We start from the raw sequence: 14,538 nt of genomic DNA, 5'->3' as shown, positions 1-14,538 counted from the left end.
TGCGTCACTCATTTTTGCGCGGAACATCTCGTGCATGGATAGGACGGAAAGAATCCCCCTTTTCTCCGAAAGTCGTTTTTTTGTTCCCTGCCTCGGCGTCCTATTACTCCGCGCACATGGATGACAAGATACACATTTCCTTCCGGAGTGTGGCGTCCGGCACCCCTCACAGAGCCAGCTCGACCCGGTACTCCGCCAGCCAGGTGTTGAGCTGGAGCACCATCTCCATGCCGGCCCGCTCCACCCACGCGAAGGCGCCGCTCGGAGCCGCCGCCGCGCCCAGCGCCGCCCGGGTCGCCTCGGCGTCCAGCAGCGGCGCGACCGGGGCCGCCCGGTCCGCGGCCACGTCCCCGAAGCGGCTGCGCACGAACTCGCCGTACGCCGCCTCCTGGACGGTCGGATAGGCGCTCTTGGGCCGGTTGAGCACCCGATCCGGCAGCAGATCGGCGACGGCGGCCCGCAGCAGGCTCTTCTCCTGGCCGTTCACCCGCTTCAACTCGGCCGGCACGTTGTACACGTACTCCACCAGCGCCCGGTCGCAGAACGGCGGGCGCAGCTGCACCCCGTGGGCCATGCTCATCCGGTCGGCCCGGTCCAGATGGGTCGGAGCCCACCGGGTCAGCGCCAGATAGGTGACCTCGCGCGCCCTGCGCTCGGCGGGGCCCTCCCCGGCCACGTGCGGGACCTCGGTCAGCGCGTCGCGGTAGTGCTGGTCGGCGTACTCCATGAAGTCCAGCTCCTTGCGGAGGGTGCGGTCCACCAGCGAGCAGCCGAGACCGCCCGCGGCGGCGTCGTGCCCGCGTTCGAAGGAGACCCACGGGAAGGTCGTGGAGTTGCTGTGGTCCGGGTCGTACGCCCAGAAGTAGCCGTTGAACACCTCGTCGGCAGTCTCCCCGGAGAGCACGGTGGTGATCCCGGCGCCGCGCAGGGCCTGGAAGAACAGCAGCAGCGAGACGTCCATGTCACCGAGCGGGGAGGGCGCGTCCTGGCTGCGCAGGGCGGCGGCGTGCGTCTTCGGGTCGGCGAGCGCCGCCGTGTCCAGCAGGATCTCGGTGTGCTCGGTCCCGATGTGCTCGGCGGCGAGGGCCGCGTAGGGCGCGTCCGGAGTGGCGCGCATGGTCGGGTGCGGCTCGAAGTTCTCCGCGTAGCCGGAGAAGTTCACCGAGAACGACCGCAGCCCGCCCCCGGCCGCCGGCCGCTCCCGGGCCGCGAGCGCGGTCAGCGCGCTGGAGTCGATCCCGCCGGAGAGCATCGCGCCGACCGGCACGTCCGCGCGCAGATGCGTAGCCACCGCCTCCGACAGCAGCCGGCGCACGGTGGCGACGGTGGTGTCCAGGCCGTCGGTGTGCGGCCGGGCGGGCAGCGACCAGTACCGCCGGTGACCCGTACCCGGGGCGCGCACGGTCATCGTGTGGCCGGGCAGCACTTCACGCGTGCCCCGGAAGACCCCGGTACCGGGCATGCGGCTGTGCGCGAACAGCTCCCGAAGCCCGTCGCCGTCGACCACCGGCCGCAGCGCCGGGTGGGCCAGCAGCGCCTTGGGCTCGGAGGCGAAGACCACCCCGGACGGGGACAGGAAGTAGCACAGCGGCTTCACCCCCAGCCGGTCGCGCACCAGCAGCAGTTCCTGCCGTCGTACGTCCCATACGGCCAGGGCGAACAGGCCCTCCAGCCGCTCGGGGAACGCGGCCCCCCACTCCAGGTAGGCGTGCAGTGCTACCTCCGCGTCGCCGCCGCCGGTGAACCGGTGCCCCTTGGCTGCCAGTTCACAGCGCAGCTCGGTGTGGTTGGTGACAGCCCCGTCCAAGGTCAGCACGGCCACCGGGCTCCCGGCCTCCGACTCCACCACGGCAGGCTGCGCCACATGCTCGGGGTGCCCCGGGGCGAGCAGGGCGAGCCGCCGGTGGGCCAGCGCGGCGTGCCCCTCGATCCACTCGCCGAAGCCGTCGGGGCCGCGGTGCGCGAGCGCCGCCGCCATCGCCCGTACGGTGGGCGCCTCCGGTGTCAGGTCCCGCTCGAAGTCCACCCAGCCGGCGATTCCGCTCATCGTGGGGTCCTCTCGTTCGCTGCGTGTGAAGTGGGGGCATCCGAAGTGGATGCGTCTGGTGTGGAGGCGTCCGTTGCGGGGGCGCTGTTCTCGGCCGGGAGGTGGGTGAGCTCGACAAGCGACAGCCCGTGCCGGGTCACGGCCGCCCGGAACTCGTCGAGCCCCGGAGCCCCTTCGCCGCGTACCGCGATGCCGAGCCGACGCAGGGCCGCCTCCCCGTAGCGGCGGTACAACTCCAGATAGCCGTGCGCGGTGCGCTCCGCGTCGTCAACCAGCGAGAACCGCACCGGCCGCCGCTGCCCTCGCCAGGTCAGCTCGCCCGTCGAGCCGCCCGCGAAGTTGTGCCGCCAGCCGCTGCCGGTCGCCACCACCAGCGCGCCGCCGAGGGTGTGCACCCCGGCGGGCACGGTGTACGGCCGTCCGCTGTGCCGCCCCGTGAAGTGCAGCAGCGCGAGCCGCTCGGCCATCGGACCGGGCGCGGGCGCGGACAGCAGCTCCCGCATCCGGGCGTCGGCCGCGGCCCGCTCCTCGCCGTTCGGTAGATCGCGTACGACGACGGGGCTCACGACACCACCACCGCGGCGGCCGTCAGCGCGCATCCCGCGATCGCGAGGCAGGTGCGCGCCAGATGCCAGCCGCGCCAGGCCGGACGGGGATCCCACCAGCTGGGGCCCAGGTCCTCGGGCCGGGTCCGCTTGACCACCCGGTTGATCGGCACGTTCCGGGTCTGCGACACCACGGCCACCCCGGCCATGCACAGGGCGGCGACCGCGAACAGCGCCCGGGGACCGCCCGAGGCCCGGATCGCGAGCCCCACGTCCACGGCCGTGGAGCCGGTGACGATGAACGGCATGATCCGGTCGTAGCGCCTGCCGAGCAGGATGTGCGTGGACACGTACCGCTCCGGTGTCATCGCGATCAGCGCGGGCATCACGCTCACCGCGACCGCGAAGAGCACCCCCGCCACCAGGCCGGTGCCCGTCAGCACCAGCACACTCAAAGCCTCCACCACCGCTTCCGCCCTCCTTCGATCCTTGCACGTCCCCAGGGCCTGTGCTCAGCCTGTTCCGGTCCTCTTCAGGGCCTGCCATCGGCTCGAACCTGTCAGCCGTACCTCGGACGGCACTCGAATCCGCCTGGGAGCGTGCCCCCTCCGCACCCGTTCCGTTCGCCCGCGCCGCGAGCCCGGTTCGAGGTCCCGGGTGTTGCATCGGCCCGCCGAAACCCAACGCATTCCCACACCTTCGAGGAGCCGGTATGGCGGACGAGACGACCGAAGTACTCATCGTGGGCGGCAGCATGGTGGGCCTCGCCCAGGCCCTGTTCCTCGCCCGGCAGGGCATCCGGCCACTGCTGGTGGAGCGGCATGCGGAGATCTCCGCGCACCCCCGGGCGCAGGCCGCGAGCCCGCGGACCATGGAGCTGCTCCGCGCGCTCGGCCTGGAGGACGCGGTACGGGCGCGGGAGAACCCGCACGCCCAGTACGGCGACATCCTCCAGGCCGAGTCGCTCACCGGGGCCGAACTCGGGCGATTCGACGGCCCGTTCCGCCACGACCCGAACGACGTGGGCACCACCGGCTGGACCCTGATCGGACAGGACCGTCTCGAACCGGTGCTGCGGGAGCGGGCCGAGGAACTCGGCGCGGACATCCGGTTCGCCACCGAGATGACGGGATTCACCCAGGACGCGGACGGCGTCACGGCCGTCCTGCGCGACCTGGGCGACGGCTCCGAGCAGACCGTGCGGGCGCGGTACCTGGTCGCGGCCGACGGCTCACGGGCGCCGATTCGTACCTCGCTCGGCATCGGCCGGCACGGGCCGGGCGCGTTCGGCCGGCAGATGAACATCGTCTTCCACGCCGACCTCGACCCGTACGTGGCAGGGCGCACCTTCTTCCTCTGCTTCGTCAGCAACCCGACCGTCAAGGGCGTACTCGGCAAGCTCGGCGGCGCGGACTCCGACCGCTGGGTGCTCGCGCCGAGCCTGCCGCCCGGGGCCGACCACAGCGCCTACGGCACCGAGGACTGCGTGGAGCTGGTGCGGGCCGCTGTGGGGGTGCCCGATCTGCCGGTTGCGGTGGAGTCGGCGACGAGCTGGGAGATCGCCGCCTGGGTGGCGGACCGCTTCCGCTCCGGGCGGGTGCTGCTGGCCGGTGACTGTGCGCATGTGATGCCGCCCACCGGAGGGTTCGGCGGCAACATGGGGATCCAGGACGCGCACAACCTGGCCTGGAAGCTCGCGCGGGTGCTGCGCGGAGAGGCGGGTCCCGGTCTGCTGGACACCTACGAGCAGGAGCGGGCGCCGGTCGCGGAGTTCACCGTCGACCAGGGCGTCATCCGCTACCTCCAGCGCAGCGGCCTCGACGAGGCGGCCGCGGCCCGGCACCGTCCCGAGACCACGGTGCTGTTCGGCCACGTGTACCGATCGGACGCCGTCATCGGCGAGGCCGGCGACGACGGCACCGGCGTGGTCGAGGACCCGGCCACTCCCAGCGGCCGCCCCGGCACCCGCGCTCCCCACCTCCCCCTGGTCCGCCAGGGCAAGGAGATCCCCCTCCACGACCTCCTCGACGGCGACTTCTGGCTTCTCGCCGGCCCGAACGGCACCGCCTGGCAGGAGCCGGCGGCAACGCTCGGCCTGTCCTTCCACCGCGTCGGCACGGAGGAACTCCCCGAGGTCGTCGAGCGCTTCCTCGCCCGCCACGGCGTCCAGGACACCGGCGCGGTTCTGCTCCGCCCGGACGGCTTCATCGCCTGGCGCGGCACCGACCTGCCGGAGAACCCCGCCAAGTCCCTGATGACGATCCTGGACACGGTGCTGCACCGCACGGCCCCCCAGGGCCTGTCGTAGGTTCCGCCCTCGCCCACACCACGGCCGCGGCGCTCCAGGACGGAGCACCGCGGCCGTTCGATGCGCGCGGATCGCTCTCTCAGGGGCAGAGAACGCCTACACCCGGTCCAGGATCGCACGCAGGGCCGCGATCGCCGCGCGGTCGACCGGCCCACTGCGCCCCGTGGTCGTACGCCAGCCGACGAACCCGTCGGGCCGTACCAGAACCGCCCCACCGGCCAGCAGGCCGTACCGGCGGCGGAAGGACCCGTCCTGGTCCGACAGCCTGGTACCACGGCCGATGCGGACGACCTTCAGGCCCACACCGAGCCGCGCGGCCTCCTGCTCCACCGCCCCGGTCCACCGCCCCGCCACCTCGTCCACGAGCAGAGTGAACCCGTCGCCGTACAGGTCGATGACGGACACCGGCCCATCGGGACCGTCGAGCTGGAGGTGTGGGGCGCGCGCACCGGGCCGCGCGCCAGGATGCGCAGGGTCCTCCACGATCGAGCCGGGTGCCCCCTCCTCCACGGCGAAGGCCCCGGAGCGGTAGCAGTACCCGAAGGTCATGGTCGTCTCGTCCAACAGCTCGTCAGCGACCTCCTGGTACTGCTTGCCCTCCCGCACCGCGAACCGCAGCATCGCCTGCCGGACGGTCTCCTCGGCCACCGGCCGCCGCTCGGCGTCGTAGCTCTCCAGCAGCTTGGGGCCGGCCGTGCCGGACAGCACCAGGGCGAGCTTCCAGGCCAGGTTGTACGCGTCCTGGATGCCGGTGCTGGCGCCGAAGGCCCCGGTGGGCGGCATCACATGGGCGGCGTCACCGGCAACGAACACCCGGCGGGTCGCGAAGGTGTCCGCCACGCGCGCGGAGATGTCCCAGGCGGGCATGTCCACCGACTCGATCTTCAGCGGCAGATCGGGCACCCCGACCGCGGCCCGCACCAGCGCGGTGCAGCGTTCCTCGGTGAAGTCCTCGGCGCGCTGGCCCTGTTCGGGGAAGAAGGAGACGTTGATGACCCAGCGGCGGTCGTTGTCGATGGGGATGATCGTGCCGCGCACCTCGGGGTTGTTGACGTATGCCGCGATGATCCGGCGGCCGCGCAGTGCCTCGGTCAGGTCGGCCTCGAAGAAGAAGCTGACGAGGTTGGTGATGGTGCCCCGGCCGTGTGCCCCGATGCCCAGCATCGCGCGCAGCGGGCTGCGACTGCCGTCCGCCGCGATCACGTAGTCGGCGTGGATCTGTGAACGCGCACCGGTGGCCAGGTCGGTGGTGCTGACCAGCACCCCCGCCCCGTCCTCCGCGTACTCCTGGATCGCGTCGACCCGCATCGAGAAGCGGACGTCCGCTCCGGCCTCGACGGCCCGCTCCCGCAGGATCGGCTCCAGTTGGTTCTGGTCGATCAGCGTCCACTGGGTGGGGCTGATCCGCCCGATGTCCTCCGGGGAGGCGTTGGGCATCCGTACGCGTTCCTTGCCGACGAGGCTCTCGACGTGCACCAGATCGGTGTTGCCGGAGATGGGGGAACGCCCGGCGCGTACCCGCTCCTCCATGCCGACCGCGCGGTACAGCTCCATCGTCCGTGGGTTGATGGCGCGGGCCTTGGGGTGGGTGGAGGTGTCGGGGTGGCGTTCCACCAGGGTGGCGCGGACGCCGTGATGGGCGAGGAAGACGGCCGCGGACAGTCCGGTCAGCCCGCCTCCGACGATGAGCACAGGGGTCCGGTGCGGCTTCATGCTGCCTCCTTGTGGGCGGTGACCAGGGTGTGCGTACCGAGCAGGGGCCGTGTGTCGCCGTCGGTGAAGCCGGCCCCGCGCAGCCAGGTCCGGCAGTCCGCGACCCGGTACTCGGAGCCGTCGGGGCTGACCAGCCGCATGTGCAGGCTGCTGAGCAGCCGCTCCGGGTCGCTGCGGTCGTCGTCGATCATCCGGTCGTAGACGAGGACCGTGCCGCCGGGCCGCACCGCCTCGAAGACCCGGCCGAGCAGCTCGCGCCGCCGGGCGGTGTCGAAGCCGTGCAGGATGTGGCCGAGGACGACGACGTCGGCCGGCGGGATCGGGTCGGTGAAGAAGTCGCCGCCGGCGAAGGCGACCCGGTCGGCCAGGCCGAGGCCGCCTATGTGCTCGGTGAACAGCGGCCGGGTCCGCTCCAGGTCGAAGCAGGTCGCCCGCAGATGCGGGTGTGCCCGCACCAGTACGGCCGCGAGATTGCCGCGTGCGCCGCCGAGGTCGACGAACGAGGAATGGCGGCCCCAGTCGAGGCGCCGGGCGAGTTCGGCGCCCATCCGGTCGCTGTACGCGTCCAGCCCGGCCAGGAAGCGCTTCATCTTGGCGGGGTCCTTGTGCCGGTCTCCGACGAAGCCGCCCTTGTCCGGGTCGAGGTGCTGGGGCTCGCCGGAGCGCAGCGCCTCGGTGAGCCGGCCCCAGGTGCCGTACAGCGTCTCATTGGTGAGCTCGACGAAGCCGCCGAGGTAGGAGGGGGACTCGGGCACCAGGTAGGCCTGCGCCAGCGGGGAGTTGCGGTAGCGGCCCTCCGTGCGCTCCAGCAGACCGAGTCCGACCAGGGCGTCCAGGAAGTCCGGGACCATGCGGTGGTGGGTGCCGGTGCGCCGGGCCAACTCGGCCGCGTCGGCGGGACTTCCGGCGAGCGCGCCGAACACGCCGAGGGTCACTGCGCTGTGCAGCACCTTGGCGGTGCAGTCGGCAATGGTCAGCCGGATCAGCGGTCCGGGGTCGACCGCCGGGGCCGTCTGCGGGTCTTCGGTCGTTGTCACACGAGCCTCCTGGTCTGCCTCTGCCTGTTCTTCGGCCTGAGTCCTGCGTCGTACGGCTGTGCAGTGCCGACGATGGTCGCGAGCCGTCAATTCGGGCTCGAAGGGCGCTGAAGGGTGGCCGGGGCACGGAGGCCGACGTACGTAAGCCGCCCTCCCGTGCGGGAGGGCGGCTCGCGGGCGGCAGGTGAAGAGAGGTCAGTTCTCCTCGGGGGTCACCTCGTGATCCCGGTGGTCCTCGCCGCGCAGCGGGAGATTCTTCATCGTCAGGGCGGCCAGCAGCCCCAGGAGGAGGACCGGTACGGCGGTGAGGAACACAGGCGTGAGCGCGGCGGCGTACGACTGCTCCACGGCGTTGCGCACGGGCTCGGTGAGCCGGTCCAGTGTCTCGGTCGAGTTCAGCGCGTCGGGGTCGATGCCGCGCAGCGCGTCCGCGGGCGTCCGCTCGGCGATCTCCTCGGTGAGCCGGTTGTAGAAGATCGAGGCGAACAGGGAGATGCCCACGGTGGTGCCCAGCTGCCGGGCGAAGGACACCGTGGCGTGGACCGCGCCGATGTCGTCGCGGGGCGCGGTGTTCTGTGCGGCCATGGTGAGCACCTGCATGTTCAGCCCGGCGGCGACGCCGAAGACCAGCATGTAGCCGATGACCACGGTACGGGAGGTCCCGGTGTCCATGGTGGCCAGCAGCAGCGCCCCCACGATGCCGATCGCCATGCTGAGCACGGGGTACCACTTGTAGCGCCCCGTCTTGGTGATCGCGGCGCCGCTGATGACCGAGGAGGCGACCAGGCCGAACATCATGGGCAGCAGCACCACACCGGACATGGTGGGGCTGGCGCCGGTCACCACCTGGATGTAGATCGCCAGGAAGTTGACCGAGCCGAGGAAGACGATGCCCGCCGCGACGCTCACCAGCACGCTGACGCTGAAGGTGGAGTCGCGGAAGAGGTGCAGCGGGATGACAGGTTCGGCGGCGCGGCGCTCGGCGGCGATGAACGCCACGGCGAGCAGCACCGTTCCCGCGGCGAGCCCGAGGGTCCGCCAGTCCAGCCACTCGTACTTCACTCCGCCCCAGCTCGCGGCCAGGGTGAGCGCGACGATCGCGGCGCTGAGCAGGACGAAGCCGGTGTAGTCGATGTGCGCGGGCCGGTCGGCGCGGGGCAGGTGCAGACAGGTGGAGACCAGCACCAGGATCACGATGCCCACGGGCAAGTTGATCAGGAAGACCCAGTGCCAGCTCAGCAGGTCGGTGAGCGCGCCGCCGACGGCGGGCCCGGTCAGTGCGGCGAGCGCGAAGACGATACCGAAGAGGTTGAAGTACTTGGCGGCCTCACGCGGGTTGAACAGCTCCCCGATGATGGCGAGCACGGAGACGAAGAGACCGCCGGCGCCGATGCCCTGCACGGTGCGGAACAGGATGAGCTGGTCCATGGACTGCGCGGCGCCGCTCAGCGCGGAGCCGGCGAGGAACACCGTGACGGCGATCAGGAAGATCTTCTTGCGGCCGAAGAGGTCGCCGAGCTTGCCGTAGAGGGGCGTGGTGACGCTGGCGGCGATGATGTACGCGGTCGTCACCCAGGAGAACACGTCGAGACCGCCGAGGTCCCCGACGATGCGGGGCAGCGCGGTGGCCACGATCTGCGAGTCCAGCATGGCCAGGAAGACGGCCAGCAGGCAGGCGGTGATGACGGGTTGGATGCGGGGCCGGGGTGGGGAGCCGACAGCGGTGAGCGGGCTGTCGGTCCCGGTGGTACGGGAGGGCACGGTGATTCGCCTTTCGGGCTGGAGTGGGTGCCATCCCCGTCCCGCCGGCCGTGGTCGGCCGGCGTCGTCTGCGGCGTGGGATCCGTCAGGGGATCGCTGTGGTCTGTGGTGGGGTGCGCCGTACGGCACGAGTGCCTCGCGTGCCGTACGGCGGGTGGCCGGCCCCGAGCGGGGGATGATCGTGACCGGCCACGTCGGTCGGGAGACGGCGGGTCGCCGGTCCCGCGTCAGGGGACGAGGACGACCTTGCCGAGCTGGGCCCGGGCCTCCATCAGTTCGTGTGCCTTGACGGCTTCGTCGAGACCGAGCCGCTCGTGGATGATCGGGCGCACCTTGCCGGTGGCGATCATGTCGAGCAGGTCGCGCTGTCCCGTGGCGATGGCCTCGGGCTTGTTGTAGAGCATGGCGTAGAGGGCGAATCCGGCCACGGTCTTCATCCGGCTGAGCATCAGCGGGTGGACGGGCTGGATGTCACCGCTGGCCGAGCCGTAGAAGACCAGCCGGCCGAACTGGGCGGTGAGGGCGACGCTCTTGGTGAGGATGTCGCCGCCGACGGTCTCCAGGACCACGTCCACCCCGCGGCCTTCGGTCGCGGCCCGGACCTGCTCGTCCCAGTCGTCGTCGGTGTAGTTGATCGTGACGTCGGCACCGAGGTCACGGACGAAGTCCAACTTGGCCTGCGTGCTGGCGGTGGCGATCACCTTGCCGGCACCCATCGCCCTGGCGATCTGCACGGCGAGGTGGCCGACACCCCCGGAGGCGGCGTCGATCAGGATCGACTCACCGGGCTTGAGCTGACCGGACTCCTTGATGGCGTGGTACGCCGTCTGGGCCGGGCTGGGCAGCAGGGTCGCCTCGGCGGCGTCCATGGTGTCCGGGATGGTGATGGCCCAGGCGGCGTCGGCGGTCACGTAGTCGGCGTAGGCGCTGTGGTCGACGTCGACGACGATACGGTCCCCGACGCTGACGTTGGTGACGCCCTCGCCGAGTGCCTCGACGACGCCGGCGACATCGCCGCCGGGGGCGCCGGGCAGCGTGGCGTGGCCGCCGATCGGGATGCCCTGACGGCGCTGGACCTCGGCGAACGTGACGCCGACGGCCTCGGAGCGGATCAGCACTTCGCCCGGTCCGGGCTGCGGCTTCTCCGCCTCTTCGACACGCAGCACCGAGGGGGCCCCGTGCTCGTGGTGGCGGACGATGCGCATGGTGTTCTCCCAACTAGGAGGTGTTGTCGAGCTGCGGACGAATCGTCGCGCGGCTCCGCCCAGGGATCCGGGTTGCATGGAGTGGTTTACCGACAGCAATTACATGCTGTCTAGCACGTACCTGTCAATTACACATAGATGATTCGATGCATTGGGTGAAAGATGGTCAGGGAACGAGCACGACACGGCCGAGCTGGGAGCGCGACTCCATCAGCTCGTGCGCGGCCGCGGCGTCCTTCAGCGGCAGCTCGGCGTGGACGACGGGACGGACCTTGCCGGAGGCCACCATGTCCAGCAGTTCCCGGGCGCCCTTGGCCATGACGTCCGGCTTCTCGCCCATCACGCCCCACATGCTGAAGCCCATGACGATGCGGTTGTCGAAGATGTCGCCGACCTCGATGGCCGGCAGCTCGCCACCTGCAGCGCCATACACCACCGTCCGCCCGAACTGGGCGGTGAGATTCACGGACTTGGTGAGCACGTCCCCGCCGACGGTCTCCAGAGCGACGTCCACGCCCCGGCCGCCGGTCGCGGCGCGGACCTTCTCGTCCCAGCCGTCCTCGCCGTAGTCGACGGTGACGTCGGCGCCGAGCGACGCGGCGAAGGCCAGCTTCTCCGCCCCGCGGGCCGCGGCGATGATCTGCCCCGCGCCGAGCGTCTTGGCCATCTGGACCAGCAGATGGCCGATACCGCCCGCGGCGGCGGTGATCAGTACGGACTCGCCGGGCTGGAGCTTCGCCGCCGTGACGATCACGTGGTAGGCGGTCTGGCCGGGGATGGGCAGCGAGGTGGCCTGGCCGGCGTCGATCCCCTCGGGGACGGCGAACAGCCAGCCGGCCTGGGTGACGACGTACTCGGCGTATCCGTCGTGGGCGACACCGGTGACCACCCGGTCACCAACTCCGACCTGGTCGACGCCGTCGCCGACCTGCTCCACGACGCCCGCGACATCACCGCCGGGCGAGCCGGGAAGTGTGGCGGGACCGCCGACCGGGATGCCCTGACGGCGCTGGCACTCGGCGAAGTTGACCCCGACCGCCTCGGTGCGGATCAGCACCTGGCCGGGACCGGGGACAGGGGTGTCGGCCTCTTCGAGCCGCAGCACCGAAGGGGCGCCGAATTCGTGGTGTCGGACGATGCGCATGGACGTACTCCTCTTTCTGGCGTTTCTCTCGCGTGCACTACGGGGGTTCCCTTGGCGTGCACGACAGGGGGTTCACTTGCGCGCGTTACGGCGTGCGGGTAGGGGAACGAGCCGGATCAGGCCGGTGTGAGTTCGACGAGCGAGCGCACCGGTCCCAGGCCGACCACTCGGTGCAGCGAGAGCCCGGCCTCGGCCGCCAGCTCGCGCAGCTGCTCGGTGGTGCGCATCCGCCCGCCCAGATAGACGAGCATCCGCAGGTCCAGATCGGTCTGGTCGGTCTGTACGTCGAGCAGGCCCTCGAGAACCATGACCCGGCCGCCCGGACGGACGGCCTCGGCGCAGCGCCGAAGGATCTCGCGCGCCCGGTCGTCGGGCCAGTTGAGCAGGACATTGGACAGCAGATACACATCGCCGTCGGCGGGCAGCGGATCGAAGAAGCTGCCGACCACCGCACGGCAGCGCTCCTGGAGGCCGGCGGCCGCGAAGTCCCGCTCGGCCGCCGCCGCGGGCCCCTCCAGGTCGAGCAGGGTGCCCCGCGCGCCCGGGGTGGCGTCGACCACGGCCACGAGCAGGTCGCCGCTGCCGCCGCCCACGTCGACGACATGCCGTACGGCCTGCCAGTCGCCCTGGGCCAGCAGCTCGGGGACGACCCAGCGCATGCTCGCTGCCATCCGCCGGGCGAAGGCCTCCGCGAGCGCGCCGTCCGACTCGACGTCCGTCCAGAACTCCTGCCCGTACAGCGCGGAGTAGACGGGTGCGCCGGAGCGCACCGCGTCGAGCAGGCGGAACACCGCGGCCTCGCCCCGGCCGGTCGGGCCGTCCAGGCAGAGCCAGTCACGGCCCGACTCCGGGACGTCGTGGCGCAGCAGGGCACCGAGCTCGGTCGGCTCGTAGCCCCCTTGGGGGAGGGGGCGGTAGATCCCGGCGTTCACCAGGTGGCCGAGGAGGCGGCCCAGAGCGGTCGCGTCCACGCTCGCCGCACGGGCCAGCGTCTCGACCGTGACCGCTCCGGCGGCCATGTGGTCCGACAGTTGCAGGGTGGCGGCCACTCTGATGGCCATGGGGGTGATCAGGTCGCTCTTTTCCAATAACTCCTGCGACCAGGGGGGATTGCTCACTTCGTCCTCTCGCGTGCAAGCTGTGTGTGGGGGGTGGGGGAGGTGCCACGTCGGCCGAAGGGACGTACCCCCTCCCGCCAATCTCGGGCCCCTTCGTCAGACGGTGCCGAACCAGGTGGTGACGGCTGCGGTCAGTGACTCCCGCAACTCCGCCTCCGGCATGTCCCGGTCCGTGGCCCAGGCGACATAGCCGTCGGGGCGGACCAGCAGACCGGCCAGCTGCGGCTCCTGGGCGCACTCCGCCCGGACGTGCTGGAGCCGGCCTGCCCAGGAAACGCCCGTGGCCCACTTCTCGTACACCTGGCTGATCTGCGCGTCGCCGGTCAGGTCGAGCAGCACGCCGGTGCCACGCTTCATGTACTTGGGCAGGGGCCGGACGCCGTCCTCGGTCTTCAGCTCCAGGTCGCGGGCGAAGTCGCCGAGCAGCCGGTGCTCGGTGCCGTCGATCGGGTAGCGGACAGTGACGCCACTGAGCATCTCGGCGAGGTACCGGTTCACCTGCTCCTTGCGCATGAGGTCGGTGAAGAGCTCGCGCAGCGGGGTGACATACGGGTCCGGGTTCATCAACGCGATCTGCGCCCGGGTGTTGGCCAGTACCTTGCGGGCCGGCGCCTGGCGCTCGCGGTCGTAGCTGTCGAGCAGGTCCTCGGGAGCCCAGCCGTGCACCGCGGCGGCGAGCTTCCAGCCGAGGTTGAAGGCGTCCTGGAGGCCGAGGTTGACGCCCTGGCCGCCGACCGGGAAGTGGGTGTGGGCGGCGTCGCCGGCGATCAGCAGCCGACCCTCGCGGTAGCGGTCGGCCTGGCACGCGGAGTCGGTGAAGACGGAGAGCCAGCGTGGCGAGTGCGCACCGAGGTCGTTGCCCCAGATTTCGCGCAGGCTCGCGGTCAGCTCGTCCAGGGTGAGTTCCGCGCCGGCCTCCCGCTCCGCCTCGAACTCGAACGTGGACACCCGGTGGTAGGTGTCGTCGAGCGGCACGCAGAACAGCAGGCCGCGTTCGGTGCGCTCCATGCCCATGGGGGCGTTCTCGCGGTCGGCGAGGATCACATCACCGAGCCGGGCGGTGACCCGGCCGCCGGTACCGGGGAAGGCGATGCCGGCCTCCTGGCGGACCAGGCTGCGACCGCCGTCACAGCCCACGGCGAACCGGGCACGCACGGTGTAGGTGCCGTCGGGGCCGGTCACCTCGGCCTCGACGCTGTCGGCGTCCTGGCGTATCGCGGTGACCTCGTGACCCCGCCGGATCTCGGCGCCGAACTCGGCGGCGCGCTCCTCCAGCAGGCGTTCGGTCCTGGTCTGTTCGGAGAGCAGGGCGTAGCCGTGCGCGCTGTCGAGGGTGGAGAAGTCGACCCACTCGTCGAGGCCGGCGAAATGACCGTTGTTCCAGGAGCGGGCGCCCTCGCGGAACCGTTTGAGCAGGCCGCGCCGGTCGAGCGACTCCAGGGAACGGGCGTGCAGCCCGAAGGCCTTGGAGTGCGGGGTGCGCTCGGGCAGCCGTTCGAGCACGATCGCCCGGACGCGGGCGATGCGGAGTTCCGCGGCGAGCAGCATGCCGACGGGGCCGCCGCCGACGATCAGCACGTCGAAGTCGACGTCGGTGTCGTAGGCGATCTCGAAGTCGCGATCGGACTCGGGGGGCACGGGATGGGGCATGGGTCCTCCA

11 protein-coding genes are annotated in these 14,538 nt (G+C 71.4%); 1 reads left to right on the top strand and 10 read right to left on the bottom strand.

All coding sequences use genetic code 11. The annotated features are described in order from the left end of the window. Positions 1-166 precede the first annotated feature (166 nt). From asnB to ACF08M_RS05475, 3 genes are read right to left on the bottom strand one after another with little or no spacing between them, the layout of a single operon-like run. Positions 167-2,047: an asparagine synthase (glutamine-hydrolyzing) gene (asnB, locus tag ACF08M_RS05485; protein WP_392183905.1), complete on the bottom strand. Its 1,881-nt coding sequence runs from the start codon at positions 2,045-2,047 to the stop codon at positions 167-169. After that, positions 2,044-2,613, bottom strand: a complete 570-nt coding sequence (locus ACF08M_RS05480) for a hypothetical protein (RefSeq protein WP_392183904.1) — start codon at positions 2,611-2,613, stop codon at positions 2,044-2,046. The genes asnB and ACF08M_RS05480 overlap by 4 nt, the downstream gene beginning before the upstream one ends. Continuing rightward, a complete protein-coding gene (locus ACF08M_RS05475; RefSeq protein ID WP_392183903.1) occupies positions 2,610-3,059 on the bottom strand; it encodes an anthrone oxygenase family protein in 450 nt (149 codons plus the stop codon). The genes ACF08M_RS05480 and ACF08M_RS05475 overlap by 4 nt, the downstream gene beginning before the upstream one ends. 245 nt (positions 3,060-3,304) lie before the next feature. Here ACF08M_RS05475 and ACF08M_RS05470 point away from each other — a divergent pair, with 245 nt between their 5' ends. Continuing rightward, positions 3,305-4,900, top strand: a complete 1,596-nt coding sequence (locus ACF08M_RS05470) for an FAD-dependent monooxygenase (protein ID WP_392183902.1) — start codon at positions 3,305-3,307, stop codon at positions 4,898-4,900. 96 nt (positions 4,901-4,996) lie between these two features. On the opposite strand, the gene ACF08M_RS05465 is transcribed toward ACF08M_RS05470, so the two are convergent. From ACF08M_RS05465 to ACF08M_RS05435, 7 genes are all read right to left on the bottom strand, one after another. After that, positions 4,997-6,700: an FAD-dependent oxidoreductase gene (locus ACF08M_RS05465; RefSeq protein WP_392183987.1), complete on the bottom strand. Its 1,704-nt coding sequence runs from the start codon at positions 6,698-6,700 to the stop codon at positions 4,997-4,999. Next, positions 6,610-7,650: a methyltransferase gene (locus ACF08M_RS05460; protein WP_392183901.1), complete on the bottom strand. Its 1,041-nt coding sequence runs from the start codon at positions 7,648-7,650 to the stop codon at positions 6,610-6,612. Before ACF08M_RS05460 ends, ACF08M_RS05465 begins: the two co-directional genes overlap by 91 nt. A 195-nt stretch (positions 7,651-7,845) precedes the next feature. Beyond that, positions 7,846-9,411: an MDR family MFS transporter gene (locus tag ACF08M_RS05455; protein ID WP_392183900.1), complete on the bottom strand. Its 1,566-nt coding sequence runs from the start codon at positions 9,409-9,411 to the stop codon at positions 7,846-7,848. Positions 9,412-9,638: 227 nt separating this feature from the next. Continuing rightward, entirely contained in the window at positions 9,639-10,616 is a 978-nt protein-coding gene (locus ACF08M_RS05450; RefSeq protein ID WP_392183899.1) for a zinc-binding alcohol dehydrogenase family protein, read from the bottom strand. Positions 10,617-10,782: 166 nt separating this feature from the next. Next, a complete protein-coding gene (locus ACF08M_RS05445) occupies positions 10,783-11,760 on the bottom strand; it encodes a zinc-binding alcohol dehydrogenase family protein (RefSeq protein WP_392183898.1) in 978 nt (325 codons plus the stop codon). 116 nt (positions 11,761-11,876) lie between these two features. Then, entirely contained in the window at positions 11,877-12,821 is a 945-nt protein-coding gene (locus ACF08M_RS05440; protein ID WP_392183897.1) for a methyltransferase, read from the bottom strand. Between the two features lie 153 nt (positions 12,822-12,974). Further along, on the bottom strand, positions 12,975-14,528 hold the full coding sequence (locus ACF08M_RS05435; protein WP_392183896.1) for an FAD-dependent monooxygenase: 1,554 nt from the start codon (positions 14,526-14,528) through the stop codon (positions 12,975-12,977). Positions 14,529-14,538 lie beyond the last annotated feature (10 nt).

Source organism: Streptomyces sp. NPDC015032 (genome assembly GCF_043080425.1).
GTDB lineage: Bacteria > Actinomycetota > Actinomycetes > Streptomycetales > Streptomycetaceae > Streptomyces.
Note: the sequence above shows the minus strand (reverse complement) of the source record. Positions and strands in the feature narration are given on the sequence as shown.

Excerpts from the sequence above, each read along its gene's own strand:
- asnB (WP_392183905.1), bottom strand. The coding sequence starts at position 2,047 with ATGAGCGGAATCGCCGGCTGGGTGGACTTCGAGCGGGACCTGACACCG.
- ACF08M_RS05470 (WP_392183902.1), top strand. The coding sequence starts at position 3,305 with ATGGCGGACGAGACGACCGAAGTACTCATCGTGGGCGGCAGCATGGTG.
- ACF08M_RS05450 (WP_392183899.1), bottom strand. The coding sequence starts at position 10,616 with ATGCGCATCGTCCGCCACCACGAGCACGGGGCCCCCTCGGTGCTGCGT.
- ACF08M_RS05445 (WP_392183898.1), bottom strand. The coding sequence starts at position 11,760 with ATGCGCATCGTCCGACACCACGAATTCGGCGCCCCTTCGGTGCTGCGG.
- ACF08M_RS05440 (WP_392183897.1), bottom strand. The coding sequence starts at position 12,821 with ATGGCCATCAGAGTGGCCGCCACCCTGCAACTGTCGGACCACATGGCC.
- ACF08M_RS05435 (WP_392183896.1), bottom strand. The coding sequence starts at position 14,528 with ATGCCCCATCCCGTGCCCCCCGAGTCCGATCGCGACTTCGAGATCGCC.